Here is a 26578-nt window from a genome sequence, read left to right as displayed (position 1 = left end):
GGGTCGGTCCGGTATGTACCGAACCATCGTCGCTCCGCCTGGTCAGACGGCGAAACTCGGGAAAGGGTTGCACAACGCGATGTGCCCACCGCGTAGCGCGATGGGCACACCCTGTTACCGGGGCAAGTGGGGCGAACCCCACTCACCAGCCGTTTCAGCCGAAGATGTCGTACTGCTGGAAACCGGTGCCGAGCGACTTCCTTGTGGCGAAGATCTCGCTGGTCGCCTTGCCGGTGCCCGGGTAGAGGTACAGCGTGCCGCCGGTCGTACGGGCCACCAGGTCCGCCTTGCCGTCGCCGGTGATGTCGCCGACCGCGGCGAGGGTGTTGAAGCCGGTCCAGCCGGAGCGGACCTTCACCCGGGCCGAGAAGAGGCCGGTGCCGGACTTGCCGGTGCCCTTGTACAGGTACAGGTCGCCGCTGCTGCTCTTGCGGGCCAGCAGGTCGGCCCTGCCGTCGCCGGTGAAGTCGCCGACGCCGCGCAGCTGGTTGTACTGGTTCCAGCCGGTGCCGACCTTGACGCGGGCGGCGAAGGTGCCGTTGCCCTTGCCCGGGTACAGCCACAGGACGCCGCTGGAGTCCTCGGAGAGCACGTCGGGCAGGTAGTCGCCGGTGAGGTCGCCGGGGATCACGATGGCCTTGCGGGTCTTCCAGCCGGAGAAGATCTTCTTCTCGGCCCAGGAGCCGCTGGTGCCGGCGCTGTTGAGCACGAAGTGGGCCCAGTAGACGTCACCGCTGGAGGCCACCCGGTAGACGATGTCCTGGTAGCCGTCCCGGTTCAGGTCGGCCTGGAGGATGACGTTGACGCCGCTCCAGTCGCCCCAGGAGATGCGGGAGGCGAGCGAGGTGCCCTTGGAGTCCAGCTCGTAGCCGACCTTGGTGGACGACTTGCGGGCGAACAGGTCCGCCTTGCCGTCGGTGTAGCTCAGGTTGGTGTCGGCGATCTGCGCGTAGGCGGCACCGACGTAGGTGCTGACCTTCGTGAAGACGCTGTAGGCGCCCTTGGCGACGCAGTCCTCGACGCCCCAGGAGACGACACCGACGATCCGGCCGCCGACGACCAGCGGGCCGCCGGAGTCGCCGTTGCAGGCGGAGGTGGTGCCGCTGTCGGAGCCGGTGGCCGCCTTGCCGGCGCAGACCATGTGGCCCTTGATGTAGTCGCTGCCGTAGTAGCCCGAGCAGGTGCTGTCGGACTGCACGGGCAGGGTGGCCGTCTTCAGCGTCTCGGAGATGTCGTCCGAGGTGGAGCTGGTGCGGCCCCAGCCGTAGACCTTGGCGCTGGTGCCGGCCTTGTAGGAGGCCGTGTCAGTGGACGTGGTCAGCTTGATCGGGGTGGCCTTGACCGGGGCGGCCAGGGTCAGCACGGCGATGTCGTTGTTGATGGTCGTCGCGCTGTACGACGCGTGGTTCCACTGCCGCAGCACGGCGGTCGCGGTGCCGCCGTGCAGGTCGGCGGTGCCGTCACTGTTGCTGGTGGGCAGCGAGGCGGTGCCGGTGACGACCGCGGAGTCGGTGGTGCTCCACTTGTAGCCCTTGACGCAGTGCGCGGCGGTGAGGATCTTCGTGGGCGAGATGACCGAGCCGCCGCAGAAGAAGCCGACGTCGTCGCTGGTGCTGGTGGTGCCCTTGTCGTCGTAGTACCAGAGCTGGGCCATCCACGGCGCGGTGGAGACGGTGGTCGTGCTGCCGCCGATGATCTTCGGCGAGACGGCCGAACCGCTCGCGGTGGCGGTCGACTTCTTCGTGGACGACGAGGACGACGAGGACGACGAGGCGCTGTCGGCGGTGATCGCACGGGCGATCCGCTTGTTCAGGTCGGCCTGCGAGACCGTGCTGACGGACGGCTCGGCCGTGGGCGCCGGCTGGGTGGCCGCGCTGGCGGAGGTCGACATCAGCGCGGCGGTGACGGCCGCGGCGACCGAGGCCGCGGCAACGGGCAGAACGAAACGTATCCGGCGTCTGTGCCGACCGCTCCCGGACGTGGGTGTACCCACCTAAGTCCCCCCTCGGGATCAGGAGTTCGTGAATCGGTCAATTGACCGAAGGGCGTGATCGTACACCGGCACGGAAAACCCCAGAAGCCGCCCCCCACCAGGGGGACGGCTTCCGTTTATGGAGATCTGCGAAGGCCCGAGGGCGCCTCTCAGTCGTTGTTGCCGGGCGTCGGCGTCGTCTTCTGGATCTGCATCAGGAACTCGACGTTCGACTTCGTCTGCTTCATCTTGTCGAGGAGCAGCTCGATCGCCTGCTGCTGGTCCAGCGCGTGCAGCACGCGACGGAGCTTCCAGACGACCGCGAGCTCCTCGTTGCCGAGCAGGATCTCCTCCTTGCGGGTGCCGGACGCGTCCACGTCCACCGCCGGGAAGATGCGCTTGTCGGCGAGCTTCCGGTCGAGCTTGAGCTCCATGTTGCCGGTGCCCTTGAACTCCTCGAAGATCACCTCGTCCATGCGGGACCCGGTGTCCACCAGGGCGGTGGCGAGGATGGTCAGCGAGCCGCCGTCCTCGATGTTGCGGGCCGCACCGAAGAAGCGCTTCGGCGGGTACAGGGCGGTCGAGTCGACACCACCGGACAGGATGCGGCCGGAGGCCGGCGCCGCCAGGTTGTACGCACGGCCCAGACGCGTGATCGAGTCGAGCAGCACGACGACGTCGTGGCCCAGCTCCACCAGGCGCTTGGCGCGCTCGATGGCCAGTTCGGCGACCGTGGTGTGGTCCTCGGCCGGACGGTCGAAGGTCGAGGAGATGACCTCGCCCTTCACCGACCGCTGCATGTCGGTGACCTCTTCCGGACGCTCGTCGACGAGGACGACCATCAGGTGGCACTCGGGGTTGTTGTGCGTGATCGCGTTGGCGACCGCCTGCATGATCATGGTCTTGCCGGTCTTCGGCGGGGCCACGATCAGACCGCGCTGGCCCTTGCCGATCGGCGACACGAGGTCGATGATGCGGGTCGTCAGCACGCCCGGGTCCGTCTCCAGGCGCAGACGGTCCTGCGGGTAGAGCGGGGTCAGCTTGGTGAACTCCGGTCGGCCGCGGCCGTGTTCGGGCGCCATGCCGTTGACGGAGTCGAGGCGGACCAGCGCGTTGAACTTCTCGCGCCGCTCGCCTTCCTTGGGCTGACGGACCGCGCCGGTGACGTGGTCGCCCTTGCGCAGGCCGTTCTTGCGGACCTGGGCGAGCGAGACGTACACGTCGTTCGGGCCGGGCAGGTAGCCGGAGGTCCGGATGAACGCGTAGTTGTCGAGGATGTCCAGGATGCCCGCGACGGGGATCAGGACGTCGTCGTCGGCGACCTGCGGCTCGGCGGCGCCGATCTCGTCACGGCCGCGACGGCCGCGGCGGTCCCGGTAACGGCCCCGGCGGCCACGGCGGTCACCGAAGTCGTCGTCGTCCTGCGGGCCGACGTTGCGGTCCTGCCGGCCGCCGCCCTGCTGCTGGCCCTGTCCCTGGCCCTGCTGCTGACGGTCCTGGCGGTCCTGCCGGTCCTGGCGTCCACCCTGGCCGCCCTGGCCGCCCTGCTGCTCGTCGCCCTTGCCACGGCGGTCGCGGTCACGGCCGCGGTCACGGCGGTCGCGGCGGCCGCGGCCCTCGCCGTCGGCGGCGTCGCCCTTGGCCTCGCCGGACTGCGGCTGCGCGGCGGGCGCCTCGGTCTTCACCTCGGTCTTCGCCTCGGCGACGATCGTGTCGGCGCTGTTCGCGGACGGGCTGCCCGCGTCGGCGGTGGCACGGCGACGGCGGCGCTCGGTCGGGGCGTCATCGCTGGCCGGCTGGCCGGGGATCTCGATCTGCTGCTGGGCCACGGCCTTCTCGGCGGGGGCCTCGGCGGGCTGCTCCGCCTTCTTCTCGGCAGCCTCCTCGCCCGTACGGGCCTTGGAGGTCGCCCGGCGCTTCGGCTTGGTCTCGGTGGCGGCCTCGGCGGCCTTGGGGGCGGCGCCCCCACCGGCCTGCGCCTCCTTGATGACCTCGATCAGCTGGCTCTTGCGCATACGCGCCGTGCCCCTGATGCCGAGGCCGGATGCGACCTGCTGAAGCTCGGCCAGCACCATGCCCTCGAGGCCGGTACCGCGGCGCCGCCGGGAGCCGGCACCGGAGGCAGGCGCGGAGGCGTCCGTGGCGGGCGCGGCAGCGGTCTCCTCGACACGTGCGCCCATCAGATCGGTGGTGTCGCTCACGAAGGGTCCTTCCCTGGAGCGGACGTCGGCCTGTCTGGCTCGGCGACCGGTTGTGCTGTCCGACTTCGGTCCTTGCTGTGTGGACCGTGCCGGGGCGGTGGTCCGCCTAAGCGGCGGAGAGAATTTCTGATGACGGCGCTTCCCCAGCCGTGGCACCCGGTGTCACGAAGCGTGGTCGCACCAATTCCGGAGCGTGCCCAGCGGCCCGCTCAGTGCACGGGTACGGCGTACTGCCCATGTACGACGTACTGAACGCTGAGTGGCTTGGGAGACTCCCGGAAGAATGTCTGTCCCGGACGGGGACACGAAGCACCTCGCCATGGTGGGGTCGGGTGCAGACTTGAGGTTAACACTACCGGATCCAACAAACATTCCCCCTCTCCAAATCCGGCAACCGTGCGCGTCACATGTCACCGGCGGGGGCGAGCGGAAGCACGCTCGCTCCCTGAACGTCCAGGCCGAGACGGTTGGCGGCCCAGTCCGCACCGGCCAGGGCCTGCACCTTGTCGGCGCTGTCGGCGTCGGCGAGGGCCATCACCGTGGGTCCGGCGCCGGAGATCACGGCCGGGATCCCGTCGACGCGCAGCCGCTCCACCAGCGCGGCGCTCTCCGGCATGGCGGGGGCGCGGTACTCCTGGTGGAGGCGGTCCTCGGTGGCGGGCAGCAGCAGCTCGGGGCGCCGGGTGAGGGCCTCGACGAGCAGCGCGGCGCGGCCCGCGTTGGCGGCGGCGTCGACGTGCGGCACGGTGCGCGGGAGCAGTCCGCGCGCGGTCTCGGTCAGGACCGGCTTCCCGGGCACGAAAACCACCGGAACGATGGAATCGGCGGGCTCCATCCTGATCGCCCGGGCGGCGCCGGACTCCATCCAGGAGAGCGTGAAACCGCCGAGCAGGCAGGCCGCGACGTTGTCGGGGTGGCCCTCGATCTCGGTCGCCAGCTCCAGGAGCGCGGCGTCGTCGAGTCTGGCCTCGCCGCCTATGGTCACGGCACGCGCGGCGACGATGCCGGCGCAGATGGCGGCGGAGGAGGAGCCGAGGCCGCGGCCGTGCGGGATGCGGTTGGCGCACACGATCTCCAGGCCGCGGGGCTGTCCGCCCAGCAGGTCGAAGGCGGTGCGCAGGGAGCGGACGAGCAGGTGGCTCTCGTCGCGCGGCAGCGTCTCGCTGCCCTCACCCGCGATGTCGATGTGCAGCCCGGAGTCGGCCACCCGGACGACGACGTCGTCGTAGAGCCCCAGCGCGAGGCCCAGGGCGTCGAAGCCCGGACCGATGTTGGCGCTGGTGGCGGGGACGCGCACCCGGACGGCGGCGGCGCGGAACGCTGGACCGGCCATCGCTCGATGACTCTCCTTGAGCTGCGTGATGGTCGAATGACATTCGATAGGGAGCTGAGGACCCTCGGGCCGTGGAGACGGCGCGGCACCGCGCCATATGCGCAGGCATATGCAGCGGGCGGGTTGACTACAGCCTATCGAAGGAAGGTTCTGTGGCGACATAGGGCGCACAGGAGGCGCACGATGCGTGTCGTAAGCCCCCTGTGCCCCCTCCGTAGGGAGTGCCCTCGCACCCCCTACGTCCCGAGTACGCGTGCGACACCCGTCGAGCGGCGCACGCGTACTCGTCGAGCGGTTCTCTAGGCGAGGCCCAGCCGCTCGGCGGCGGTGGCGGCGTCGACCGGCACGGTGACCGGCTGCGGGGCGCCGGCGACGGCCCAGTCGGGGTCCTTCAGGCCGTTGCCGGTGACCGTGCAGACGATGCGCTGGCCCGGGTCGACCTTGCCCTGCTCGGCGGCCTTGAGGAGACCGGCCACCGAGGCGGCCGAGGCGGGCTCCACGAAGACACCCTCCTGCGCGGCCAACAGCCGGTAGGCGCGCAGGATCTCACGGTCCGTCACCTCGTCGATGAGGCCGCCGGACTCGTCCCGGGCCGCGAGCGCGAACTGCCAGGAGGCGGGGTTGCCGATGCGGATCGCGGTGGCGATGGTCGACGGGTCCTTGACGACCTCGCCGCGCACGATCGGGGCGCTGCCGGAGGCCTGGAAGCCCCACATCCGGGGGGTCTTGGCGGAGATGCCGTCACCGGCGTACTCCTTGTAGCCCTTCCAGTACGCGGTGATGTTGCCCGCGTTGCCGACCGGCAGGACGTGGATGTCGGGCGCGTCGCCGAGCATGTCCACGATCTCGAAGGCGGCCGTCTTCTGGCCCTCGATGCGCACCGGGTTGACCGAATTGACCAGCGCCACCGGGTAGTTCTCGCTCAGCTCGCGGGCGAGGGTGAGGCAGTCGTCGAAGTTGCCGTCGACCTGGAGGATCTTCGCGCCGTGCACGAGGGCCTGGCCCATCTTGCCGAGCGCGATCTTGCCGCGGGGCACCAGCACGGCGGAGACCATCCCGGCGCGCACCGCGTAGGCGGCGGCGGAGGCGGAGGTGTTGCCCGTGGAGGCGCAGATGACCGCCTGCGCGCCCTCCTCCTTGGCCCTGCTGATGGCCATGGTCATGCCGCGGTCCTTGAAGGACCCGGTCGGGTTGGCGCCCTCCACCTTGAGGTGGACCTCGCAGCCCGTGCGCTCGGAGAGCACCTGCGCGGGCACGAGGGGCGTGCCGCCCTCACGGAGCGTCACGACCGGCGTGGTGTCGGAGACGGGCAGCCGGTCCCGGTACTCCTCGATGATTCCGCGCCACTGGTGGGTCATTGCTGGTTACTCTCCTTCAACCCGCATGATGCTGGCGACACCCCGCACGGTGTCGAGCTTGCGCAGCGCCTCGACGGTCCCGGACAGGGAGGCGTCGGAGGCCCGATGGGTGACGACGACGAGGGAGGCCTCGCCGTCCTTGCCGGTCTGCCGAACCGTATCGATGGACACCCCGTGCTCGGCGAACACGGTGGCGACCTGGGCGAGAACACCCGGTTTGTCGGCGACGTCGAGGCTGATGTGGTAGCGCGTGACGACATCGCCCATCGGCGAGACGGGCAGGGCGGCGTACGCCGACTCGCCGGGCCCCGTTGCCCCGCTGAGCCGGTTGCGGCAGACGGCGACCAGGTCGCCGAGGACCGCGGAGGCCGTGGGCGCACCGCCGGCGCCGGGGCCGTAGAACATCAGCTGGCCGGCCGCGTCGGACTCGACGAAGACGGCGTTGTACGCACCGCGCACGGAGGCGAGCGGGTGGGTCAGCGGGATCATCGCGGGGTGCACGCGGGCCGTCACCGAGCCGCCGTCCTCGGCGCGCTCGCAGATGGCGAGCAGCTTGATGGTGCAGCCCATGTTCTTGGCGGAGGCGAAGTCGGAGGCGGTGACCTCGGTCATGCCCTCGCGGTAGACGTCGTCCAGGCGCACCCGCGAGTGGAAGGCGATGCCGGCGAGGATCGCGGCCTTGGCGGCGGCGTCGAAGCCCTCGACGTCGGCGGTCGGGTCGGCCTCCGCGTAGCCGAGGGCGGTGGCCTCGTCGAGGGCCTCCTGGTAGCCGGCCCCCGTCGAGTCCATCTTGTCGAGGATGAAGTTGGTCGTGCCGTTGACGATGCCGAGCACCCGGTTGACCTTGTCGCCGGCGAGGGACTCGCGCAGCGGGCGGATCAGCGGGATGGCGCCGGCCACGGCGGCCTCGTAGTAGAGGTCCCTGCCGTGGGCGTCGGCGGCCGCGTGCAGGGCGGCGCCGTCCTGGGCGAGCAGCGCCTTGTTGGCCGACACGACCGAGGCGCCGTGCTCGAAGGCGGTGGTGATGAGGGTGCGGGCGGGCTCGATGCCGCCGATGACCTCGACGACGACGTCGATGTCCCCGCGCTTGACGAGGGCCGTGGCGTCGGTGGTGACGAGGCTCGGGTCGATGCCCTCACGGACCTTGGACGGCCGCCGTACGGCGACACCGGCCAGTTCGACCGGGGCGCCGATCCGCTGTGCGAGATCGTCGGCGTGCGTCGTCATGATGCGCGCCACCTCTGAGCCGACTACCCCACAGCCCAGCAGCGCCACCTTCAGCGGACGCGTACGCATCATCCGACCTCGTTTCCTCATACCGTCTACGGTTGGTCCAGTCTCACTCACCGGACGGGAGTTTCTACCCTTCGTCCGGATCGTGAGATATCTATTTCATCCTGTGAGGGGCGGAAGACAGGAGATCTTCCGCCGTTCTCAGCCGGCTCTCCTCAGCCCGCGTCGGGTCAGCCCACGTCGAGGCGCAGGAGGTCCTCCTCCGTCTCTCGGCGGACGATGACCCGGGCCTCGCCGTCGTTCACCGCGACGACGGGCGGCCGGAGCACGTGGTTGTAGTTGCTCGCCATGGACCGGCAGTAGGCACCGGTGGCCGGCACGGCGAGCAGGTCGCCGGGTGCCAGGTCGGACGGCAGGAACGCGTCCTTGACCACGATGTCCCCGCTCTCGCAGTGCTTGCCGACGACACGGGCGAGCATCGGCTCGGCGTCGCTGGTGCGCGAGACGAGAGCGACGCTGTACTCGGCGTCGTACAGCGCGGTGCGGATGTTGTCGGACATGCCGCCGTCGACGGAGACGTAGGTGCGCAGCCCGTCGAGGGGCTTGATGGTGCCGACCTCGTAGAGCGTGAAGGCGGTGGGCCCGACGATGGCGCGTCCGGGCTCCACCGAGATCCGGGGCGTGCGCAGCCGGGCGGCCTCGCACTCCCGCGTCACGATCTCGGTGAGCGCCTTGGCGATCTCGTGCGGCTCGCGGGGATCGTCGTCGCTGGTGTACGCGATCCCGAGGCCGCCGCCGAGGTCGATCTCGGGCAGTTCGACGCCGTGCTCGTCGCGGATGTCCTTGAGCAGGCCCACCACGCGGTGCGCGGCGACCTCGAACCCGGACATGTCGAAGATCTGCGAGCCGATGTGCGAGTGGATCCCGACGAGTTCGAGCCCGTCGAGCTGGAGGGCCCGCCGCACGGCCTCCGCGGCCTGCCCGCCCGCCAGCGGAATCCCGAACTTCTGGTCCTCGTGGGCGGTGGCGATGAACTCGTGCGTGTGCGCCTCGACCCCGACGGTGATCCGGATCTGCACGCGCTGCCGCCTGCCGAGCGAGGAGGCGATGTGGGCGACCCGCACGATCTCCTGGAAGGAGTCGAGCACGATCCGCCCGACGCCGACGCTCACGGCCCGCTCGATCTCCGCCGTGGACTTGTTGTTGCCGTGGAAGGCGATCCGCTCGGCGGGCATGCCGGCGGACAGCGCGGTCGCCAGCTCGCCGCCGGAGCAGACGTCGAGGTTGAGGCCCTCCTCGTGCAGCCAGCGCACCACGGCCCGGGACAGGAACGCCTTGCCCGCGTAGAAGACGTCGGCGTCGTGGCCGAAGGCGGTGCGCCAGGCGCGCGCCCGGGCCCGGAAGTCGGTCTCGTCGAGGATGTAGGCCGGGGTGCCGTGCTGCTCGGCGAGCGTCTTCACGTCGATCCCGCCGACGGTGACGACCCCGTCGGCGTCCCGGGTGACGGTCTGGGCCCACACCCGGGCGTCGAGGACGTTGAGGTCGGTGGGCGGGGCGGCGTAGTGGCCCTCGGGAAGGACATCGGCGTGCCGGGGGCCGGCGGGGTGTGCGGAACGGCTCATGACTCTTCTGGTGCTCTCTTCAGAGGTGTTCGGGTGCGTCGATGCCGAGCAGGGACAGACCGCCGGCCAGCACCGTCCCGGTGGCTTCGGCGAGGGCGAGCCGGGCACGGTGGGCGGCCGAGGGTTTCTCCTCGCCACGGGGCAGCACGGTCGGCAGGAACGGCAGGGCGGCGTCCGCGGTGGTGACGAGGTGCCGGGCGAGCCGGTCGGGCGCGCGGTGGGTGGCCGCGGCGGTGAGGATGCGCGGGTAGTCGGCGAGGGCGGCGACGAGGGCGTTCGGGGCGTCCGGCACGTCACCGGGTACGGCGCCGAACCCGAGCCGCGCGGCACCGCGCCCGGCGGCGCGCGTCCGGGCGTGGGCGTACCGCACCCGGAAGAGCGCGTTGCTCTCGCGCTGCACCAGGTGGTCGGCGGTGATCCGGGGCCGGTCGTGGCCGGCGGGGCTGAGCAGGGCCCACTGGGCGGCGTCGGCCCCGAGCGGCGCGGGGTCCTCGGGGGCGGGCACGGGCCGCAGGTTCACCGGCTCGCCGTGCCCGACCTCGCCGCGGCCGCCCTGGGCGGCGACGATCCGCACCACGGCGTCGGCGACGACCTCGGCCCGGACGTCGTACGGCACCCGGAGCGCGACCACCTGGCCGGCGAGGACGTCGCCGTGGCCGTAGCCGGACCCGAGGGCGCGGATCTCCCCGACCAGGGTCGCGGTCGGGGAGGCGGCCGGGCTGAGGCTGATGTTGAGGAAGCCGGGGCCGGTGACGACGACGCCGTCGACGCCGGCGCAGTCCGCGAGGTGGGGCAGCAGGATCTCGGCGACGCGCAGCGGGGGCTGCCCGGCGGGGCGCGCGAGCTGGAGGGCGACGTTCGTGGCGTAGTCCCCGCAGCCTCCGGGCCCGGGGGGCGTCACCACGACCCGCTCCGGCACGGTCACGCTGAGCTCCCCCTCGTCCACGGCACGACACACCGCGCGCAGCACGGTGCGGGAGAGCTCGACGGGGGTCACGGGACAAGCGTAGGGGAGGAGGGGGGTGGGTAGGCGAGCCGGTTTGGCGGGGTTCCGCGATGTGGACGGCGGGGGCTGCACGAACGGCGGCTACGGAGGGTGCGGCGCCCTCCGGGGGTACGGACGGTGCGGCGCCCTCCGGAGGTCACGGGTAAGCAGGGTCCCCACCGGCAGCCCGCTCCCGTTCCCGTTCCCGTTCCGGCTCCCGATCTCGCTCCGGGGAGAACCCGCCGCCGCCTCCCTCACTCCCCTCGCCGCCCGGCTCCTCTCCTCCGCCTCGCCGCAGGTCGAGCAACTCCCGTACGAGCCGGACGAGTTCGGCGGGCTCGAAGGGCTTGGCGAGGAACGCGTCGACGCCGACGTCGAGGCCGGTCTCCACCTCGTACTGCGTACAGGCGCTGACGATGGCGAGCGGAAGATCGCGGGTGCGGGGGTCGGCGCGGAGCTGGGCGGCGGTCCGCAGCCCGTCCAGCCGGGGCATGACGACATCGAGGGTGATCACATCGGGGCGCACCCGATGAACGACTTCCAGACACTCGGCACCGTCGGCCGCGGTCACCACCTCGAGACCCTCCAGTTCGAGATTGACCCTGATCAGCTGCCGGATGACCTTGTTGTCGTCCACAACAAGCACCCGCCCCGACGCGCCTGGCACAACTCGAGAGTAGGTCCGGACCGGCCACCGCGTCCGGGTTTTCCGGACTTCCACCCCACGGGGAGGAGGGCAGCCCTCCCCGCCTCGGTAAACCCGTTCATGAACACCCCGAGGGAGCTGGTAGTGTTCTACCCGTCGCCGCGAGCAAGCAGCTCAACGCCAGACGCCCCCGTAGCTCAGGGGATAGAGCAACGGCCTCCGGAGCCGTGTGCGCAGGTTCGAATCCTGCCGGGGGCACCCTTCATACGGTGCCCAAAGACCCCGTCACCAGCGGAAACGCTGAGGCCGGGGTCTTCTTGCATGTGCAGGCGTATGCGGCCCGAAGCGGCCGTATGCCGGCGTCCGTGGACGAGGCGTGGACGGGATCTTGGAGCATTCCCGCAGGTGATGAGGCTCATTGGAGTCAAGCGGGCCCACTCCTCGTTATGGTCGTCCCGGTCTTGCATCGTGCCGCCGGCGGAAGCCTGAGCCCCGACGGCATCGTGCCGACTTCAGCCGCTGTCCGCGAGCGGCCGATAGACGAGTTGGGGGATCTCGTGGATGTGACCACGCTTGCCGTCGCGCTCATCGGCGTCGCAGGAACACTGGGCGGAACCCTGGGTGGAGCGGTGCTCAGCCAGCGTGTCACCCGGGAGCAGAACCAGCGTGCCGATCGTGAACGGGCGGAGGACCGCCACGACCGCACGCAGGAAGCCAGACGCGATCTCTACGCCCGGCTGAACACCACTGCTCGTGCCTACCGGATTGCTGCCCGAGACGCGGTCCTGGCAGCCGAGCGCGGCGAAGGCGTCGATCCGGCAGTCCTCGACGCCGCCAAGGAAGCGTGGGCAGAGCAATACTCCGTGGCGCAGATGGCACTGCCGAAGGACGTCCATCAGATCGCCTCGGCCCTCAACAGGGCGCTCGGGGTCGGGTACTCCGTCGTGAAGCTGTTGCCGAGCCGTCCTGGCGCAGACGGGTCGTACGAGCGAGCCAAGGACTGGTTCAGCGGGCCACTGTCCGACGGGGTGTATCTGCTGCAAGTCGCCCTCCGCCACGACCTGGGCGTCGAGGTGGAGCCCGACTTCGAAGTCACTCGCGCTCGGTTGCTCACCACTCTCAGCAGGGAGCGGGACAGCCTTGCCAGTCGGCTCGCCTCAGAACAGGCCCAGGCCACTAGACATGCTTGATAAGCAGGGCAAACGGCAAGGCCCCTGGGGTGTCACCCCAGAGGCCTCGGGCACGATCAGGTGCCGTCATTCGTACTCGCGAAGCAGGTCCTCGATACGCCGGTTGGCAACGTCCTGCCGTCCGTCGAGGCACTTCGCGTACGACGAGGTGGGGCGGGATCGGCACCCGCCTGACGTCCTCAACCGGTCGGTTCTTCAGTCCGCGGTCGTCGTGGGTCTCCCCCGAGTCGGTCCACTGCTTGCCGACGGACGGACGAGTCCGGTGGAGCAGCGCCGACCCCCAGCCCTGTTCGGGGAGGCTCAGGTCCGTCTCGACGAGGCCGACTGCTTCAGCAGGCCGGAGACCGCCGAAGTACATGGCGGCGAAGAGACCCGCCATGCGCCGGCCACGGGCCCGCCGGTAGCCACCCACATAGGAAACGGCCGCCAGGAGGTTCCGAGCCTGCTCGGGGTTCGCAACCACACGCGGGGCAACCTGGTTGGAGACCTTCGGCTTCTGCCAGCGGACAGCCGTGATCGGGTTCTCACGCAGCTCCCCCAGGTCGACCGCATAGTTGGCAGCGTTGACTAGAGTTCGTCGCTTACGCCGTACGGTTTCGGCCGCCGCGGCCGTGCCGTCGAGCTTGAGTTTCAGTGAGTCCAGCACCGCACGGGCCGTGGCCGGTTCAGCGAGATCGGCGAGCGGTCGCGATGCCTTCGACACCCAGTGAAGGACGTTACCGACATCGTCCGGGACGTCTCGGTCATCGGGCCCCGGCAGGACGAAGGACCAATTCCGGAGCGCCTTGCGGATGGCTTGGCCGGATGGCCGTCCAGCCCTCTCGTCGAGGAGCTCCACAGTCACGCTGGTGAGCGATTCGTTGATGCCGTCGCGCGTATTGGGGGCGGCATGTGGCCACTCCATGGCGAGGTATCTGAGTGCGAAGTCGTACCAGGAAACGGCCGACTTCTTCTGTTCCATGGATCCCGGCAGCCCGGATGCCTCATCGAATTCCTCGCCGTCGCGCATCGCCCGCATGAGCTTCGCGCGATAGTGATCGGCGAGCGCTTTCGTGCGGAAGGAGTCGGAGAAGACGTTGCCCGCGACAGACCACCGGACGCCGTATGAGGGCGTTTTCGTATCGCGCTTTCGGACGGCCCAGACCTTCACGTCGAGAGACTTCACGCGGCGGCCTCCAACTGCCGCAGCCACGTGGTGAAGTCACTGCGCCAAACCCGAAGCTCCCCGTTGGGCAGCTTGAACGCGGCCGGCCCGTACCCCAACTCACGCCAGCGGTAGAACGTCCGTCGAGAGACCCCGCCCAGCTCATCCAGGACCTGGCGAACGCTCATGAGCTCGTCGCGACGGGAGTCCACGTCGGCTCTCCTTCCGTGCCGGGTGCGGGGTCGAGGGATGCGGACAGCCAGGCTTCGGCAGCTGAGAGGCCGGTGCCGGCGAAGACCCAGTGGGCGAGAACGAGCGTGGTTTCGTCGTCCTGCGGCGCGGCTGGGGCCGCTTGCGCACGTCGCCAGTCCGCACGGGCTTCGCGGAGAGCGCCGAGGGTGGTGGAGTAGCGGCGGGACTTGGTGGAGAAGTGGCCGCGGAAGCCGAGCATGTGGGCCCGGGCCCGGAGTCGGAGGTCTGCCGGTTCCTTGCGTGCGCCGAGGGACCAGGCGGTACGGATCATGCGGCGGGCGTGCTCGGTGATCCGGGGGAGCGCCAGCTCGGCGAGGAAGCGGATCGGGCGGTCGAGGGTGCCGGTCGCGGTCTCGGCGCCCTTGGTGGCGTACTTGGCGATGTACGCCGCTACGGCTCGCTCGGTCAGCTCCTGGCCGCCGTCGAAATCGGCGGAGCGGATCGGGCGGACGTCGAGCTGACGGCCGAACACGAAGGTGTGGGCCCGGCCGTCGATCTCCGGACCGTCGATGCGTGCGTCGGTCGCGGCGGCCCGGATGGCATCGGTGAGCAGCTCGGCCGTGGCCCAGGCCGGTGGCACGGTGTCGCCGCCTTCCGGGCCGTCGAGCCGGACGATCGCGTGGAAGTGGACCGCGCCGCGCTTCTGGTACTCGGCGACCTTCGCGAAGGAGATCCGGGCGTGGTGGCGGAAGGCGCGTTGGGTGAGGCCGGCGCGCTTGGCGACCTCCCGGCGGAGGTAGATCGAAAAGCGCCGCCACAGGTCACCGGCGTGCGCGTTCCAGAGAACGGCCGCTTCGTAGTCGTAGGTGTCGGGATCGAGCGGGGTGCCGAGTACGCCGTCGTCCTGGTCGTGGTGGACACCGCAGCGGCAGGCGCGGCCGTCGGTGCGGCGGTTGTGGACGGGGCCGAAGCCGGGTGCGGTGAAGGTGGCGAAGACGCGAGGGTGGGTGGCGACCTGGTCGGGCGTGCCCTTGCCGCCCCTAAGTCCGGCGGTGATCAGGTGGTAGGTGTCGCGGCGGCAGACCTCGGCGCAGGCCACACAGCGGGTGGCCCTGCGGTTGTTGCAGCGGACCAGGAGCTGACCGGCGGGGAGGGTGGCCGAGTCGAGGTGGTGACGGGCGCCGCCGATCTCGCCCGTGCGGGTGTCGACGTCGTACTCGGCGCGGTGGCCGTCGAGGCGGACGGGAGTGGTGCAGCCGCCCAGGCTCGCGAGCTGTCGAGCGAGGGCGGGCATGGTGCCGAGGGCGGCGAGGGTGCTCAGCTCCGCCAGCAGGGGCGGGGTCGAGTGCAGAACGACGTCAGAGCGGCTGCGGATGACGGACCGTCCCGACGAGCTCGACGTTCGAGCAGGTAAGGAGACGCCCGAGCGCACACCCGCTTCAACACCGAGGCGGTCTCCTACGAGTTCGACGAGGCGAGCGACCGCTGGTCGGTACGGACCGGCGCGGGCCGCGAGTACCGGCCGCGCATCCTGGTCCTCGCCCACGGTGCGCTGCACCAGCCGCACATCCCCGACCTGCCCGGCATGAGCCGCTTCAAGGGGAAGGTGTTCCACTCGGCGCAGTGGGACCACTCGGTCGATCTCAGGGACAAGCGCGTCGCCGTCATCGGCACGGGGTCGAGCGCGGCGCAGTTCGTCCCGGCGGTCGCCGGGACGGCCGCCCACGTCGACGTCTTCCAGCGCAGCGCCCACTGGGTGCTGCCGAAGGCCGACCGGCCGCTGAAGGCGCTGGAGCACAGGCTGTTCCGGACGCTGCCGTTCGTACAGCAGCTGTACCGGCTCACCGCGTACTGGACGCACGAGGTCCCGGTCCTCGCCTTCCTCAACCCCAAGTTCCTGGGGCTGCTGGAGGCGGCGGCCCTGCGCCGGCTGAGGAAGCAGGTGCCGGATCCGGTGCTGCGGGCGAAGCTGACCCCGGACTACCGGATCGGGTGCAAGCGCATCCTGCTGAGCAACGACTTCTACCCGGCCCTCCAGCGTCCCGACGTGGACCTGGTGACCTCCCCGATCGCCGGGTTCACCGAGAACGGGATCACCTCCGAGGACGGGGAGTTCCACGAGGCCGACGTGGTGGTCCTGGGCACCGGGTTCTCCACGGAGAACCGCTGCGCCACCGAGCACATCGTCGGCCGTGGCGGCCTGACCATCCAGGAGGCGTGGCGCGACGGCATGACGGCGCACCTGGGCACGACCGTGTCGGGGTTCCCCAACATGCTCATGTTGATGGGGCCCAACTCGGGAGGCGGCGCGCAGTCGATCCTCTTCGTCATCGAGGCCCGGCTCCACTACGTCGTGGAGTGCCTGCGCCTGATGCGGACGCGGCGGGCCAGTCGCATGGAGGTGCGCGCGGACGTCCAGCGCGCGTTCAACGTCCGACTGCACGCCAAGCTCGACCGGTCCGTGTGGAACACGGGCGGCTGCCACAGCTGGTTCCTGGATCACACGGGGAGCAACCGGCAGTCCTGGCCCGGGACCGGCACCTCGTGCTGGAGGGCCACCCGCAAGCCCGACCCGCAGGCGTTCATCCTGTCCGCCCCGAAGGCCGCCGCCTCGTCTCCGTGCCGCGTCCCACCGAGGCCGGGTGATCCCGCATTCGCGATTGAAGTAAGCATACGGTCGCACGTACACTCTTCCGGGACCGCGGCCGCGCGCTCGCCCCACCGCGCCGCGCCGCGCCGCGGGCCGTCATGTCCAGCACCGGAGCGGAAGGACGAAGGGGATGCATTCGTGACGAATGCCAAAGTAGAAGCCGTCGCGGCGGGGGCGGAATCCGCTCCGGAGGCGCCCTGGCCCGCCGTGTCGGTCGTCATGGTCGGCATGTTCATGGCGATCCTCGACTCGTTCATCGTCGTGGTCGCGGGCCCCGCGATCCAGGCGGACCTGGGCGCGTCCGTCGGCCAGCTCCAGTGGATCCTCGCGGGCTACCAGCTGAGTTACGCCGTTTTCATGATCACGGGTGGCCGGCTCGCGGACCTGTACGGCCGCAAGCGGATCTTCATCACCGGCACGGCCGTCTTCACCCTGGCCTCACTGGCCTGCGCCATGGCCATGAACCCGGGTGTCCTCATCGGGGCCCGCATCGTCCAGGGCGTCGGCGCGGCCCTGATGGTGCCCCAGGTCTTCGCCGTCATCACCCTCGTCGTCCCCGAGAACGCGCGCCACCGGGTCTTCGGCACCCTGGGCATCGTGATCGGCCTGGCGACCATGGGCGGTCAGCTCGTCGGCGGCGTGCTCATCGACGCCGATCTCTTCGGCACCGACTGGCGGTCGGTGTTCTGGGTCAACGTGCCGATCGGCATCGTCACGATCGCCTGCGCGGCCAGGTACGTGCCGGAGTCCCGCGCCGCGGGCACCCGCAAGCTCGACGTACCGGGCGTGCTGGCCCTCAGCGCCGCGCTGCTGCTGCTCACGTTCCCGCTCATCCAGGGGCGCGAGGCGGGCTGGCCCTGGTGGACGTGGGCCTGCTTCGCCGCGAGCGCGGTCGCCTTCGCCCTGTTCGTGGGACTGGAGCGCGCCGTCGACCGGCGCGGAGGGGACCCGCTGCTGAAGCTGAGCCTCTTCTCCCAGCGCTCGTTCTCGCTCGGCATCGTCCTGGTGCTGGCCGTGTACGCGCTGCTGACCTCCTACTACCTGGCCCTGTCCATCTCGATGCAGGAGGGACTCGGGATGTCGGCGCTCGGCGCGGGGCTGGTCTACACCCCGGCCGCCGTGACCTTCTTCACCTTCAGCAAAATCGCCGGCAGGCTCGTGCCGAAGTACGGACGGCGCGTCCTGGAGGTCGGCGCGGTGGTGCTCACCGTCGGCTATCTGACCACCGCGGTCGTCCTGCTCTCCGGACCGAGGCTGACGCCCCTGCTGATCGTTCCCACCCTGATGTTCCAGAGCGTCGGCGGCGGCCTGCTCATCACGCCCCTGCTGAACACGGTCCTCAGCCGGATCACCCCGCAGACCGTCGGCATGGCGTCCGGGGCGCTGTCGACCGCCCAGCAGGTCGGCGGCGCGCTCGGTGTCGCCGTGATCGGAGCGGTCTTCTTCAACTCCTTCCGCCCCGAGAGCGACGGGAAGGTGGCGGCGGCGGGCCACGCCTTCGCGATGTCGTCCCTGACCACCTGCGGCATCGCGGCCCTGGCGGCCGTGCTCGTCTTCCTGCTCCCGAACAAGAAGGCGCCCGCGCCGAGCTGACCTCGCGAAACCCACCGCCGTACGCCGATGGGGCGGACCGTCCGGTCCGCCCCATCGGCGCGCGTACGAGAACCCGAGGCGGCGGACCGGCCTCAGCGGGGAGCGACGAGCAGCCCGTCGATGATCCTGCGGGCCTTGCCCACCGCCTCGGCGTCCCCGGTCTGGCGGTCCGTGTTCGCGGCGCACAGCAGCGCGTCGATCTGGAACACCGCGAGCTCCACGTCGAGCGGAGCGATCTCACCCGCCTCCACGGCATGGCGCAATTCGCCGGCGATCACTTCACGCCATTCCTTCTGGTCATGGAAGAGCGCGTCGCGGACCGGACCCGGGTGGCTGTCGAATTCCGCGAGGTTGGCGACCCGGAAGCACCCGCCCGTGAAAAGCGGCGTATCGGCGTACACGGCCCAGTGATCGAGCAGCGCGCGCAGCCGCAGGACGCCGCGCGGTGCCGATTTCGCCGGGAGGATCACGGCGTCGACAAAAAGCTCGCGGGCGAATTCGACGGCCGCGAGCTGGAGGATTTCCTTCGTCTTGAAAAGGGTCTGGATCCCCGCCTTGCTGAGACCCGTGTCGAGCGCGAGGCGGCCGAAGCTGATGTTGCCGAGGCCTTCCTGCGAGGCGACGTCGACAGCCCGCCGGAGGACGATCTTCCGGGTACGGGCACCCCGCAGGAGCCGTTTGTCCGTTATCTCCGCCTGTTCGGGCGGCGAGGGCGCGCGCGACCCGGAATCACTCGCTCGCGAGGCGGCCGGCTCCGTAGCACTTCCCATACGGTCGATCGTACAGCATTTGACGTCGGATATACCGGTCCGCGCGCCGCCCGGACCTCGGCCCGCCGCCACCCGTCCGAGCGGGACCGTACCCGAACAGAGGGGCGCACACGGTGCACCCCTACCAGAACGTGGGGCTGCATATGCAAGTTGCATACCAATAGGATCACCTTCGATCGACATGCGTCGATCCCAAAAGAAAAGCGTCAAACACTGATCTCTTACAACAATGAGAGAAGAACAGTGGCCGTCGCTTAAATACGAATTCTCGGACCACAGCGGATCATTCTCGGAAACACCGAAAAGATATTGAGCGGGGCGAAACTGAGAAGCATCCTCGCCGTCCTCGCACTCCGCGTCGAGAGCGAGGTCCGCCGCGACGAACCGATAGAGGAACTGGACCTCATCCGGACGGCGGGCGACGCCGTCAACGCGGTCCATGCCCATGTCGCCCGACTGCGCCGCCGGCTGCACCGCCACGGCGGCGGCCTGCTGGAGACGGTCAACTCCGGCTATCGGCTCAACATCGAGCGGGACGCGGTGGACGCCAACCGGTTCGTCCGGCCGGTCGAACGCGCGCTGAACCTGGCCCCCGGCACACCCTCGGTGGTCGCCGCCATCCTGGAGGACGCCCTCTCCCTGCGGCAGGGGGACGCCCTCGTCGGCGCCCTCGAAGGACCGCTGGTCGCCACGGCCACGGACGAGCTCCACCGGTGGCGCGCCGCGGCGCGGGAAACACTGATCGACGCCTGGCTGGCGCTCGACCAGAACCAGAAGGTGGTCCTCAACGCGCGGAAGTTCATCTCCGAGGACCCTCTCAACGAATCGATGCGCGCACGGCACATCATCGCCCTCCAGCGCATGGGCCGGCACGCCGAGGCGAACGAGGCCTACCACGACGCCGAGACCGTGCTCAGCCGGGAACTGGGCATCCGGCCCGGCAGCGAACTACGGGCCACGTCCGACCCCGTCGCCCCTTACACCCTTCCCGCTCCACGAAGGCACCGGGACCGCATCATGTCCGGCCCGCCGGCCCAGGCCGGCGGGCCGCACCGTGCGGGGCATGCGGACCCGGCCGACACCATCCGAAAGGGACGACCCAGTGGAGGCACGAGAACGGCACGACGGCGCGGCCGCCGACGCCGGCCGGGCGGCGGCCCCCGTCGAGTACCGGGCGGAGGAACTGGCCGGGAAGCAGGGATCACCGTGCCACGCCGCACAGGCGGACCCGGATCGCCTGCGCGGCGTGGCCCGCAGCGTGGTGGAGGCCGAGTTCTCGATGGCCCTGGACCGCAGACTCTGCACCGACGGCCGACCCTTTCAAATACATACAATCGACCGTACTCTTTGTTTATGACTTCGACTCACCTCACCGAGGAGTCCGACCCGTTCTGCCTGCCGCCCCTGGACGCCGCGGCGCTGCTCTACGACGCGCCCTGGCACCGGTTCGCCGTGATCGGCGACAGCCTGTCAGCGGGCACCGGGGACCCGAGCCCCGGCTACGAGGACAAGGGGTGGCCGGACCGGTTCGCCGACATCCTGCGCCGGGTACGGCCGGACCTGGAGTACCTGAACACGGCCGAGATCGGGGCGACGACGGCACAGACCCTCGAGAAGCAGATGGACCGCGCGCTGGAGTTCGCCCCGGACCTCCTCCACCTGCCCTGCGGCGCCAACGACCTGGTGCGCCGCCGGCCCGACTTCGAGCAGATCGAGAGCCGGCTGCGCCACATGTACGAGCTGGCCTCGGGGACCGGCGCCCAGCTGACCACCTTCACCCTGGGCAGGGCCTACGTCGTCCCGGCCTTCCCGGACTGGAGCGAACGGGTGGCCCGGGTCAACGACATCACCCGGGGCCTGGCCGCCGCGTACGAGGCCGTCGTCGTGGACATGTGGGACCACCCCGTCAACACCCGCGCAGACCTCCTGAGCGAGGACCGCATCCACTTCTCCACGTCCGGCCAGGCCGTCATGGCCACGGAGGTGGCCAAGAGGCTGGGCCACCTCCTCACCCGCACCTCCCGCATCTGAACGCGAACGGCGAAGGGGCCGAACCCACCAGAAGCTCGGCCCCGAACCGGCACCCCGGACGCCACCGAGCCACCGAGCCACCGAGCCACCGAGCCACCGAGCCACCGAGCCACCGAGCCACCGGCAGACTGTGCTCGGGCGGGACGAGCCGGTGCTGTCATGCGGGGCGTTTGCGGGGGGTCGACTTCTTGGCGGTTGCCTTTGCCGTGGTTTTTTTGGCTGCGGGCTTTTTGGGGGTCGCCGTCTTCCCGGGGGTCGCCTTCTTCTTGGGCGGGGTGGGCTTCTTGGCCGGGAGGGGGGTCACCTCCGCCGTCTCGCCCCTCGACTCCTTCGCCGCCCGCACGCTCTTCTCCAGGGCCGCCATCAGGTCGAGGACCTTGCCGCCCGGGGCGGGGGCCGGGGATTCCGGTGGGGACTCGCCGGCCGCCTTCGCGGCGATGACCTCTTCCAGGGCCTCGCGGTACTCGTCGTGCAGGTCGTCCAGGTCGACCTCGCCGAGGGTGTCCATCAGGGCGTCCGCCAGGTCGAGTTCCTTGTCGCGGACCGTGACGTCGGCGTCGGGGGCGACGCCCTCGGGGGCGCGGACCTCGTCGGGCCAGAGCAGCCCGTGCATGGCGATGGCCTCGCCGACCACCCGGAGCATGCCGAGGCGTTCGCGGCCGCGCAGGGCGTACTTGGCGATGGCCACCTTGTTGCTGCGCTTGAGCGCCTCGCGGAGCAGGGTGTACGGCTTCGCCGCCGGGGCGCCCGAGGCCGCCAGGTAGTACGCCGCGTCCATCTGGAGCGGGTCGATCCGGTCGGCCGGCACGAAGGCGACGATCTCGATCGTGCGGGCCGTGGGGATGGGCAGGCGGGACAGGTCGTCGTCGCTGATCGGGATCATCGAGCCGCCGGCGTCCTCGTACGCCTTGCCGATCTCCGACTGGGTGACCTCACGGTCCTCCAGCTCGCAGAACTTGCGGTAGCGGATACGGCCGTTGTCCTCGGTGTGGACCTGGCGGAAGGAGATCGAGTGGCTCTCGGTGGCGTTCACCAGCTTGATCGGGATGCTGACCAGCCCGAAGGAGATCGCGCCGTTCCATATGGATCGCACCTGCGGCTTCCCTCCGTCCGGGTATCCGGCTTCGTATGAGATTGTCATGGTATGACGCCGATCACAGAGGTGGACGGGCGAAGGGTCGCGCTCAGCAATCTGGAGAAGGTGCTGTATCCGGCGACCGGGTTCACCAAGGGCGAGCTGCTGCACTACTACGCGACGACCGCCGAGGTCCTGCTGCCGCATCTGCGGGACCGGCCGGTGTCCTTCCTGCGCTATCCCGACGGCCCGGACGGCCAGGTCTTCTTCACCAAGAACGTGCCGCCCGGTACGCCCGACTGGGTCACGACCGCCGAGGTGCGGCGGTCGGACGGGCCCGCGCGGATGGTGCTGGTGCAGGACCTCGCGAGCCTGATGTGGGCGGCGAACCTGGTCACCGAGTTCCATACGCACCAGTGGCCGGCAGGGGCCCCGAAGGAGGCGGACCGGCTGGTGTTCGACCTCGACCCGGGGGCGCCGGCGACGGTCGTGGAGTGCTGCGAGGTCGCCCTGTGGCTGCGGGAGCGGCTGGCGGCGGACGGCATCCGGGCGTACGCCAAGACGTCCGGGTCCAAGGGGCTGCACCTGCTGGCGGGGGTGCGGGGGGCGGGCAGCGAGCGGGTCGGCGAGTACGCGAAGGGGCTGGCGGTGGCGGCGGAACGGGCCATGCCGCGGCTGGTGGTGCACCGGATGACGCGCAGTCTGCGGCCGGGGAAGGTGTTCGTGGACTGGAGCCAGAACGCCGGGCGCAAGACCACGGCCGCGCCCTACACGGTGCGGGCGCGGCGGGAGCCGACGGTGTCGGCGCCGGTGACCTGGGAGGAGGTCGCCGGGTGCCGGCGGGCGGAGCAGCTGGAGTTCCGCGCACCGGACGTCACGGTCCGCGTGCAGCGGCACGGGGACCTGCTGGCACCGCTGCTGGACGCGGGGCGGGCCGCCGAGCTGCCGTAGAAGCGGCTTCGGGGACAGCAGGAAGAGGAGACAGCAGAAAGAGCGGGGCGGGGGCTACACCCTCGCCCAGGTGCCGCGGTCTCGGGCCATCGCGTGGAGGGCCTCGACGTCGGCCGGTTTGAGGACTCCGCCGAGGCGGGTGAAGCCGGTGACGTCGCGGTCGCGCAGGACACGGACCTCGCGGGGCGGGCACGTGAACCTCACGTCCGCCGGGTCGGTCAGGGCCAGCACCGGGTGGACCTCGGCGGTCAGGGCGTAGGAGGCACGGTCGGCGTTCGCGCGGACCCGGCGCAGCAGGGGCCGTGGCTCGCCGCGGCCCAGGGTGACCATCGGGTCGGCGACCAGGACCCGCTGCTTGCGGGCGTACACCGCGTGCACGCAGAAGATGCCGCCGGGGCCGATCAGCAGGTGGTGCAGGCGGTCGCCGCCGGGCAGCGGGACGGAGTGCAGGACGTGCCAGCCGGCGCCGTCCAGGGAGTCCAGGGCGTCGCCGACGGTCTGCTCGGCGGTCAGGGCGCGGCGGCGCGGGTCGGGGCGCAGCCGGTGGGCCGGGCCGGGGTCGCGGTCCAGGGCGACCAGCAGCGCCTCGCCGGGGCGGTTGGGCGCCAGGTCGTCGTCCGGGTGCAGGGTCAGCCGCGCCAGTTCGGCGGGTGTGGGCACCGGGGGCGGGCCGATCGTGACCGGGCCGGTCAGGAAGGGCTCCAGGACCTCCAGTACGTCGTCCTCGCGCTCCTCGCTGAGCAGGTTGACCCGGCCGGCCTCGCGGTCGTACCAGGCGATGTTCCTGCCGTCCGTGAGGCAGACGTACAGCCGCTCCTGGCCGTGGCGCCAGGCCGGCACGACGCGCAGTCCGTTCATACGTCATCACCCCTCGTCCATGGGAACAGGCGGGGTGCTCCAGGGGCAAGAACCCGGCTACCTTTGACAGGGGTTGGCGCACGCAGCGGGGAGGCGCCGGTGCGGATCCGTGGGGAACGGTACGAGGTCCCGGCTCCGGACAGTCCGTGGAGCGAGGTGCTGCCCGGGCTGTGGATGGGCGGCCATGAGTTCCGGGGCCGTTCGGGGCGGCTGGAGCCGGTCGTGGCGCGGGACGAGTTCGACCTGGTGCAGAGCCTGGTAAGGCTGCCCGGACACGGTCCGGACACCGGCGTCGAGCACCATGTGTGGCCGATTCCGGACGGCCCGCTGGACGGCACGCAGCTCGCCGGTGTGATGCGGCTGGCTCGGGCGGCGGCCGAGGCGCTGGACGCCGGGCGGTCGGTGCTGGTGCGCTGCTACAGCGGGTACAACCGGTCCGGGCTCGTGGTCGCGCAGACGCTCGTGCACCAGGGGTGTACGGCCGAGGAGGCGATCCGGCTGGTGCGGGCCCGGCGCTCGCCGTGGGCGCTGCACAACCAGCTGTTCGTCGCCTACCTGCGGGCCGGTCTGTCCACCGCCCGGCTGCTGGAGGAACTGGCCGAGTAGCCTCTCCCGTGCACCGGCCGCCCCCGGTCGCTCCCCCGGCCGTCCCGAGAGGGGCAAACGGGACTTCCCTGCGAAAGCGTGAATAAGGTGTACGGGGCCGTCCGCCCGTGGATCCACGGCCCCCCGAGCCCAGGAGCAGTGTGCCGCCCCGTCGCCCCGCCCGTGCCGCCCTCGCCGCGGCCGCCGCAGCGCTGCTGTCGGTGACCGCGGCGGGCTGTGGCGACTCGGGCGGGCTGGTCGCGGCCGGGGCGACCCCGACCGCGGTCAGTCCGGCGAGGCTCTGGCCGGACCTGCGGCCGGCGTCCAGCCCGGCCTGGCCCTACGACGAGGGCAGCACCCGGACCGTCAGGGGCGTCACCGTTCCCGGCGACGACATCCGCGCGGTGGACCCGCTGGCGGTGGTCCGCGCCGAGATCGCGTCGGACGCGGCCGACTACGGGTCCAAGGGGCCGTACCACGAGACCGCGAACCGGGTGGAGCGGTGCACGGCGGGCGGCGGCGGGGCGCGCTGCCCGCTGCTGAAGCCGTACTACCGGGACCTCACCGGCGACGGGCGCGACGAGCTGACGCTCGGCTTCCGCCTCTACCCGACGAACCAGACGGCGCTGCGCGTCTACACCGTCGAGAAGCACCGGCTGGTGCAGGTGCTCGACGACAACGACGCGATCATCGGCGTCGAGCTGGCCGGGCGGACGGTGATCGTGCGCTCGCCGGCCGGGATCAGCGGTTACGAGTACCGGACGACCTGGGCGTGGGACCCGGAGCAGCGGTCGATGGTGTTCTCGCGGGACGAGTTCCTGCGCACCGGCGGACACCGGCACACCCGCACCCCGTCCCCGGGCTCCGCACCCACACCCTCCCCCGCGCCCTCGTCCGCCTCGTCCTCGGCGGCGGCGCGATGAGGCTTCCCCGCTGGGCCGGGACGCTCGCGGCCAAGTCGGCCGCGTTCATCACGGTGATGTGCTGCGCGCTGGCCGCGCTGCTCGGCGTGCTGGTGCACGTGTCGGTGACCGACCAGACCGTCGCACACGCCCGTGACCAGGCACTGTCCCGGCTGGCGGAGGCGACGGGCGACTTCGAGGCCGGGGACACGCTGGTGCCGGAGGCCAGGATCGACCCGCGGGGGCTGCCGTCGCCGCTGCGGGCGCTGGCGCTGGCCGGGGAGCGCGGCACGATGGTCGCCGGGGAGGGCGGCCGGCCGACGATGTGGGCGGCGGGCCCGGCCGACCGGCACCGGGTGCTCGCGGTGGCCGTCGACTACTCCCAGCAGGCCCGCACCATCGCCGCGCTCGACCACTCCATCCTCTGGTCGTCGGCGCTGGCGATCGGGGCCACCCTGCTGGTCGGCGCGTTCGCGGTGACCCGGGTGTCCCGGCGGCTGCACGGCACCGCGCAGGTGGCCCGGCGGATCAGCGCCGGGGACCTGGACGCGCGCGTCGGCGACCCGCGGACGCGGGATCAGAGCCGGCCGCAGGACGAGGTGGCCGCGGTCGCCGCGGCGCTGGACGGCATGGCCGCGTCGCTCCAGAGCAAGCTGCTGAGCGAGCAGCGGTTCACGGCGGACGTGGCGCACGAGCTGCGCACGCCGCTGACCGGGCTGCACGCGGCGGCGGAGCTGCTGCCTCCGGGGCGGCCGACGGAGCTGGTGCGGGACCGGGTGGCGGCGCTGCGCACGCTCACCGAGGACCTGCTGGAGATCTCCCGGCTGGACACGGGCCGCGAGCGGCTGGAGACCGACGCGGAGGCGCTGGGCGCGCTGGCCGAGCGGGTGGTGCGGGCGTCCGGGACGGAGACCGAGGTGAAGGTCGTCCGGGACGTGTGGGTGGAGACCGACCGGCGGCGGCTGGAGCGGGTGCTGGGGAACCTGGTCGCCAACGCGCACCGGCACGGCCGGGCGCCGGTGGTGCTGACCGTGGAGGGCAAGGAGGTCACCGTGCGGGACCACGGGGGCGGGTATCCCGAGTACCTGGTGGCGCACGGGCCGCAGCGGTTCCGGACGGAGGGCGGGGCCAGGGGGCACGGGCTGGGGCTGACGATCGCGGCGGGGCAGGCGGAGGTGCTGGGGGCGCGGCTGGTGTTCGCCAACGCGATCGGCGGCGGGGCCGTGGCCGTACTGACACTCCCGTAGGGGCGGCGAACGCCGGTGACTCGGCCGCGGGTGCGTCGTG

Annotated in this window: 21 protein-coding genes, 1 tRNA gene and 1 pseudogene; 9 read left to right on the top strand and 14 right to left on the bottom strand. The window is 71.2% G+C overall.

Annotation, left to right across the window (positions count from 1 at the left end):
• Positions 1-154: 154 nt before the first annotated feature.
• From ACZ619_RS17695 to ACZ619_RS17660, 8 genes are all read right to left on the bottom strand, one after another.
• Complete coding sequence (locus tag ACZ619_RS17695) at positions 155-1891, bottom strand: trypsin-like serine protease (protein ID WP_469599556.1); 1737 nt, start codon at positions 1889-1891, stop codon at positions 155-157.
• A gap of 251 nt (positions 1892-2142) precedes the next feature.
• Positions 2143-4173: a transcription termination factor Rho gene (gene rho, locus ACZ619_RS17690; protein WP_469599554.1), complete on the bottom strand. Its 2031-nt coding sequence runs from the start codon at positions 4171-4173 to the stop codon at positions 2143-2145.
• 403 nt (positions 4174-4576) lie between these two features.
• On the bottom strand, positions 4577-5506 hold the full coding sequence (gene thrB, locus ACZ619_RS17685; RefSeq protein ID WP_469599552.1) for a homoserine kinase: 930 nt from the start codon (positions 5504-5506) through the stop codon (positions 4577-4579).
• 299 nt (positions 5507-5805) lie between these two features.
• Positions 5806-6864, bottom strand: coding sequence for a threonine synthase (gene thrC, locus ACZ619_RS17680; RefSeq protein ID WP_469599550.1), 1059 nt, complete (start codon positions 6862-6864; stop codon positions 5806-5808).
• Between the two features lie 6 nt (positions 6865-6870).
• Positions 6871-8163, bottom strand: coding sequence for a homoserine dehydrogenase (locus ACZ619_RS17675; RefSeq protein WP_469599548.1), 1293 nt, complete (start codon positions 8161-8163; stop codon positions 6871-6873).
• A gap of 164 nt (positions 8164-8327) precedes the next feature.
• Entirely contained in the window at positions 8328-9719 is a 1392-nt protein-coding gene (gene lysA / locus ACZ619_RS17670; RefSeq protein ID WP_469599546.1) for a diaminopimelate decarboxylase, read from the bottom strand.
• Between the two features lie 19 nt (positions 9720-9738).
• On the bottom strand, positions 9739-10716 hold the full coding sequence (gene nrtL / locus ACZ619_RS17665) for an ArgS-related anticodon-binding protein NrtL (RefSeq protein ID WP_469599544.1): 978 nt from the start codon (positions 10714-10716) through the stop codon (positions 9739-9741).
• 145 nt (positions 10717-10861) lie between these two features.
• Positions 10862-11425, bottom strand: a complete 564-nt coding sequence (locus tag ACZ619_RS17660) for a response regulator (RefSeq protein ID WP_469599542.1) — start codon at positions 11423-11425, stop codon at positions 10862-10864.
• 111 nt (positions 11426-11536) lie between these two features.
• Here ACZ619_RS17660 and ACZ619_RS17655 point away from each other — a divergent pair.
• Both ACZ619_RS17655 and ACZ619_RS17650 read left to right on the top strand, forming a co-directional pair.
• Positions 11537-11608: transfer RNA gene (locus ACZ619_RS17655), tRNA-Arg, on the top strand.
• Between the two features lie 188 nt (positions 11609-11796).
• On the top strand, positions 11797-12540 hold the full coding sequence (locus tag ACZ619_RS17650; RefSeq protein ID WP_469599540.1) for a hypothetical protein: 744 nt from the start codon (positions 11797-11799) through the stop codon (positions 12538-12540).
• On the opposite strand, the gene ACZ619_RS17645 is transcribed toward ACZ619_RS17650, so the two are convergent.
• From ACZ619_RS17645 to ACZ619_RS17635, 3 genes are read right to left on the bottom strand one after another with little or no spacing between them, the layout of a single operon-like run.
• Positions 12527-13705 (bottom strand): tyrosine-type recombinase/integrase, encoded by a 1179-nt coding sequence (locus ACZ619_RS17645; protein WP_469599538.1) that lies wholly within the window; start codon positions 13703-13705, stop codon positions 12527-12529. The two genes, ACZ619_RS17650 and ACZ619_RS17645, sit on opposite strands and share 14 nt — an antisense overlap.
• Positions 13702-13872, bottom strand: coding sequence for a helix-turn-helix transcriptional regulator (locus ACZ619_RS17640; RefSeq protein ID WP_351936937.1), 171 nt, complete (start codon positions 13870-13872; stop codon positions 13702-13704). Before ACZ619_RS17640 ends, ACZ619_RS17645 begins: the two co-directional genes overlap by 4 nt.
• Positions 13869-15170 (bottom strand): replication initiator, encoded by a 1302-nt coding sequence (locus tag ACZ619_RS17635; RefSeq protein WP_469599536.1) that lies wholly within the window; start codon positions 15168-15170, stop codon positions 13869-13871. Before ACZ619_RS17635 ends, ACZ619_RS17640 begins: the two co-directional genes overlap by 4 nt.
• Positions 15171-15320: 150 nt before the next feature.
• Here ACZ619_RS17635 and ACZ619_RS17630 point away from each other — a divergent pair.
• Together ACZ619_RS17630 and ACZ619_RS17625 are read left to right on the top strand one after the other, a co-directional pair.
• Positions 15321-15635 (top strand): annotated as a pseudogene (locus ACZ619_RS17630) (NAD(P)-binding domain-containing protein); the annotation flags it as partial.
• A 471-nt stretch (positions 15636-16106) separates the two neighbouring features.
• Entirely contained in the window at positions 16107-18119 is a 2013-nt protein-coding gene (locus ACZ619_RS17625; RefSeq protein WP_469599704.1) for an MFS transporter, read from the top strand.
• A gap of 92 nt (positions 18120-18211) precedes the next feature.
• On the opposite strand, the gene ACZ619_RS17620 is transcribed toward ACZ619_RS17625, so the two are convergent.
• A complete protein-coding gene (locus ACZ619_RS17620; RefSeq protein ID WP_469599534.1) occupies positions 18212-18889 on the bottom strand; it encodes a TetR/AcrR family transcriptional regulator in 678 nt (225 codons plus the stop codon).
• 309 nt (positions 18890-19198) lie between these two features.
• Between ACZ619_RS17620 and ACZ619_RS17615 the strand changes: the two genes are divergently transcribed.
• Positions 19199-20920, top strand: coding sequence for a BTAD domain-containing putative transcriptional regulator (locus ACZ619_RS17615; protein WP_469599532.1), 1722 nt, complete (start codon positions 19199-19201; stop codon positions 20918-20920).
• Positions 20921-21077: 157 nt separating this feature from the next.
• On the opposite strand, the gene ku is transcribed toward ACZ619_RS17615, so the two are convergent.
• Positions 21078-22013 (bottom strand): non-homologous end joining protein Ku, encoded by a 936-nt coding sequence (ku, locus tag ACZ619_RS17610; protein WP_469599530.1) that lies wholly within the window; start codon positions 22011-22013, stop codon positions 21078-21080.
• 51 nt (positions 22014-22064) lie between these two features.
• Here ku and ligD point away from each other — a divergent pair, with 51 nt between their 5' ends.
• Positions 22065-22946 (top strand): non-homologous end-joining DNA ligase, encoded by an 882-nt coding sequence (ligD, locus tag ACZ619_RS17605; protein WP_469599528.1) that lies wholly within the window; start codon positions 22065-22067, stop codon positions 22944-22946.
• 54 nt (positions 22947-23000) lie between these two features.
• Here the strand turns inward: ligD and ACZ619_RS17600 are convergent, their stop codons facing one another.
• Complete coding sequence (locus ACZ619_RS17600) at positions 23001-23804, bottom strand: nuclease-related domain-containing protein (RefSeq protein WP_469599526.1); 804 nt, start codon at positions 23802-23804, stop codon at positions 23001-23003.
• A gap of 174 nt (positions 23805-23978) precedes the next feature.
• Between ACZ619_RS17600 and ACZ619_RS17595 the strand changes: the two genes are divergently transcribed.
• The 3 genes from ACZ619_RS17595 to ACZ619_RS17585 all read left to right on the top strand — a co-directional run bounded on the left by ACZ619_RS17595 (position 23979) and on the right by ACZ619_RS17585 (position 26538).
• Entirely contained in the window at positions 23979-24410 is a 432-nt protein-coding gene (locus tag ACZ619_RS17595) for a protein-tyrosine phosphatase family protein (RefSeq protein WP_469599702.1), read from the top strand.
• A 140-nt stretch (positions 24411-24550) separates the two neighbouring features.
• On the top strand, positions 24551-25312 hold the full coding sequence (locus tag ACZ619_RS17590) for a hypothetical protein (protein WP_469599524.1): 762 nt from the start codon (positions 24551-24553) through the stop codon (positions 25310-25312).
• A complete protein-coding gene (locus tag ACZ619_RS17585) occupies positions 25309-26538 on the top strand; it encodes an ATP-binding protein (RefSeq protein ID WP_469599522.1) in 1230 nt (409 codons plus the stop codon). The genes ACZ619_RS17590 and ACZ619_RS17585 overlap by 4 nt, the downstream gene beginning before the upstream one ends.
• Positions 26539-26578: the final 40 nt, after the last annotated feature.

This window comes from Streptomyces sp. NPDC104367 (assembly GCF_055583825.1).
The sequence above is the reverse complement of the archived record's forward strand: the minus strand, read 5'-3'. Positions and strand labels throughout refer to the sequence as shown.

Bases quoted from the DNA above. Each gene is read 5' to 3' on its own strand.
- lysA (WP_469599546.1), bottom strand. From the start codon at position 9,719: ATGAGCCGTTCCGCACACCCCGCCGGCCCCCGGCACGCCGATGTCCTT.
- ACZ619_RS17595 (WP_469599702.1), top strand. From the start codon at position 23,979: ATGGGCGGCCATGAGTTCCGGGGCCGTTCGGGGCGGCTGGAGCCGGTC.
- ACZ619_RS17675 (WP_469599548.1), bottom strand. From the start codon at position 8,163: ATGATGCGTACGCGTCCGCTGAAGGTGGCGCTGCTGGGCTGTGGGGTA.
- thrB (WP_469599552.1), bottom strand. From the start codon at position 5,506: ATGGCCGGTCCAGCGTTCCGCGCCGCCGCCGTCCGGGTGCGCGTCCCC.
- ACZ619_RS17585 (WP_469599522.1), top strand. From the start codon at position 25,309: ATGAGGCTTCCCCGCTGGGCCGGGACGCTCGCGGCCAAGTCGGCCGCG.
- ACZ619_RS17640 (WP_351936937.1), bottom strand. From the start codon at position 13,872: ATGAGCGTTCGCCAGGTCCTGGATGAGCTGGGCGGGGTCTCTCGACGG.
- ACZ619_RS17620 (WP_469599534.1), bottom strand. From the start codon at position 18,889: ATGGGAAGTGCTACGGAGCCGGCCGCCTCGCGAGCGAGTGATTCCGGG.
- ACZ619_RS17625 (WP_469599704.1), top strand. From the start codon at position 16,107: ATGACGGCGCACCTGGGCACGACCGTGTCGGGGTTCCCCAACATGCTC.
- ACZ619_RS17600 (WP_469599526.1), bottom strand. From the start codon at position 23,804: ATGAACGGACTGCGCGTCGTGCCGGCCTGGCGCCACGGCCAGGAGCGG.
- ACZ619_RS17650 (WP_469599540.1), top strand. From the start codon at position 11,797: ATGGTCGTCCCGGTCTTGCATCGTGCCGCCGGCGGAAGCCTGAGCCCC.
- ligD (WP_469599528.1), top strand. From the start codon at position 22,065: ATGACGCCGATCACAGAGGTGGACGGGCGAAGGGTCGCGCTCAGCAAT.
- thrC (WP_469599550.1), bottom strand. From the start codon at position 6,864: ATGACCCACCAGTGGCGCGGAATCATCGAGGAGTACCGGGACCGGCTG.
- ACZ619_RS17695 (WP_469599556.1), bottom strand. From the start codon at position 1,891: ATGTCGACCTCCGCCAGCGCGGCCACCCAGCCGGCGCCCACGGCCGAG.
- ACZ619_RS17635 (WP_469599536.1), bottom strand. From the start codon at position 15,170: ATGCCCGCCCTCGCTCGACAGCTCGCGAGCCTGGGCGGCTGCACCACT.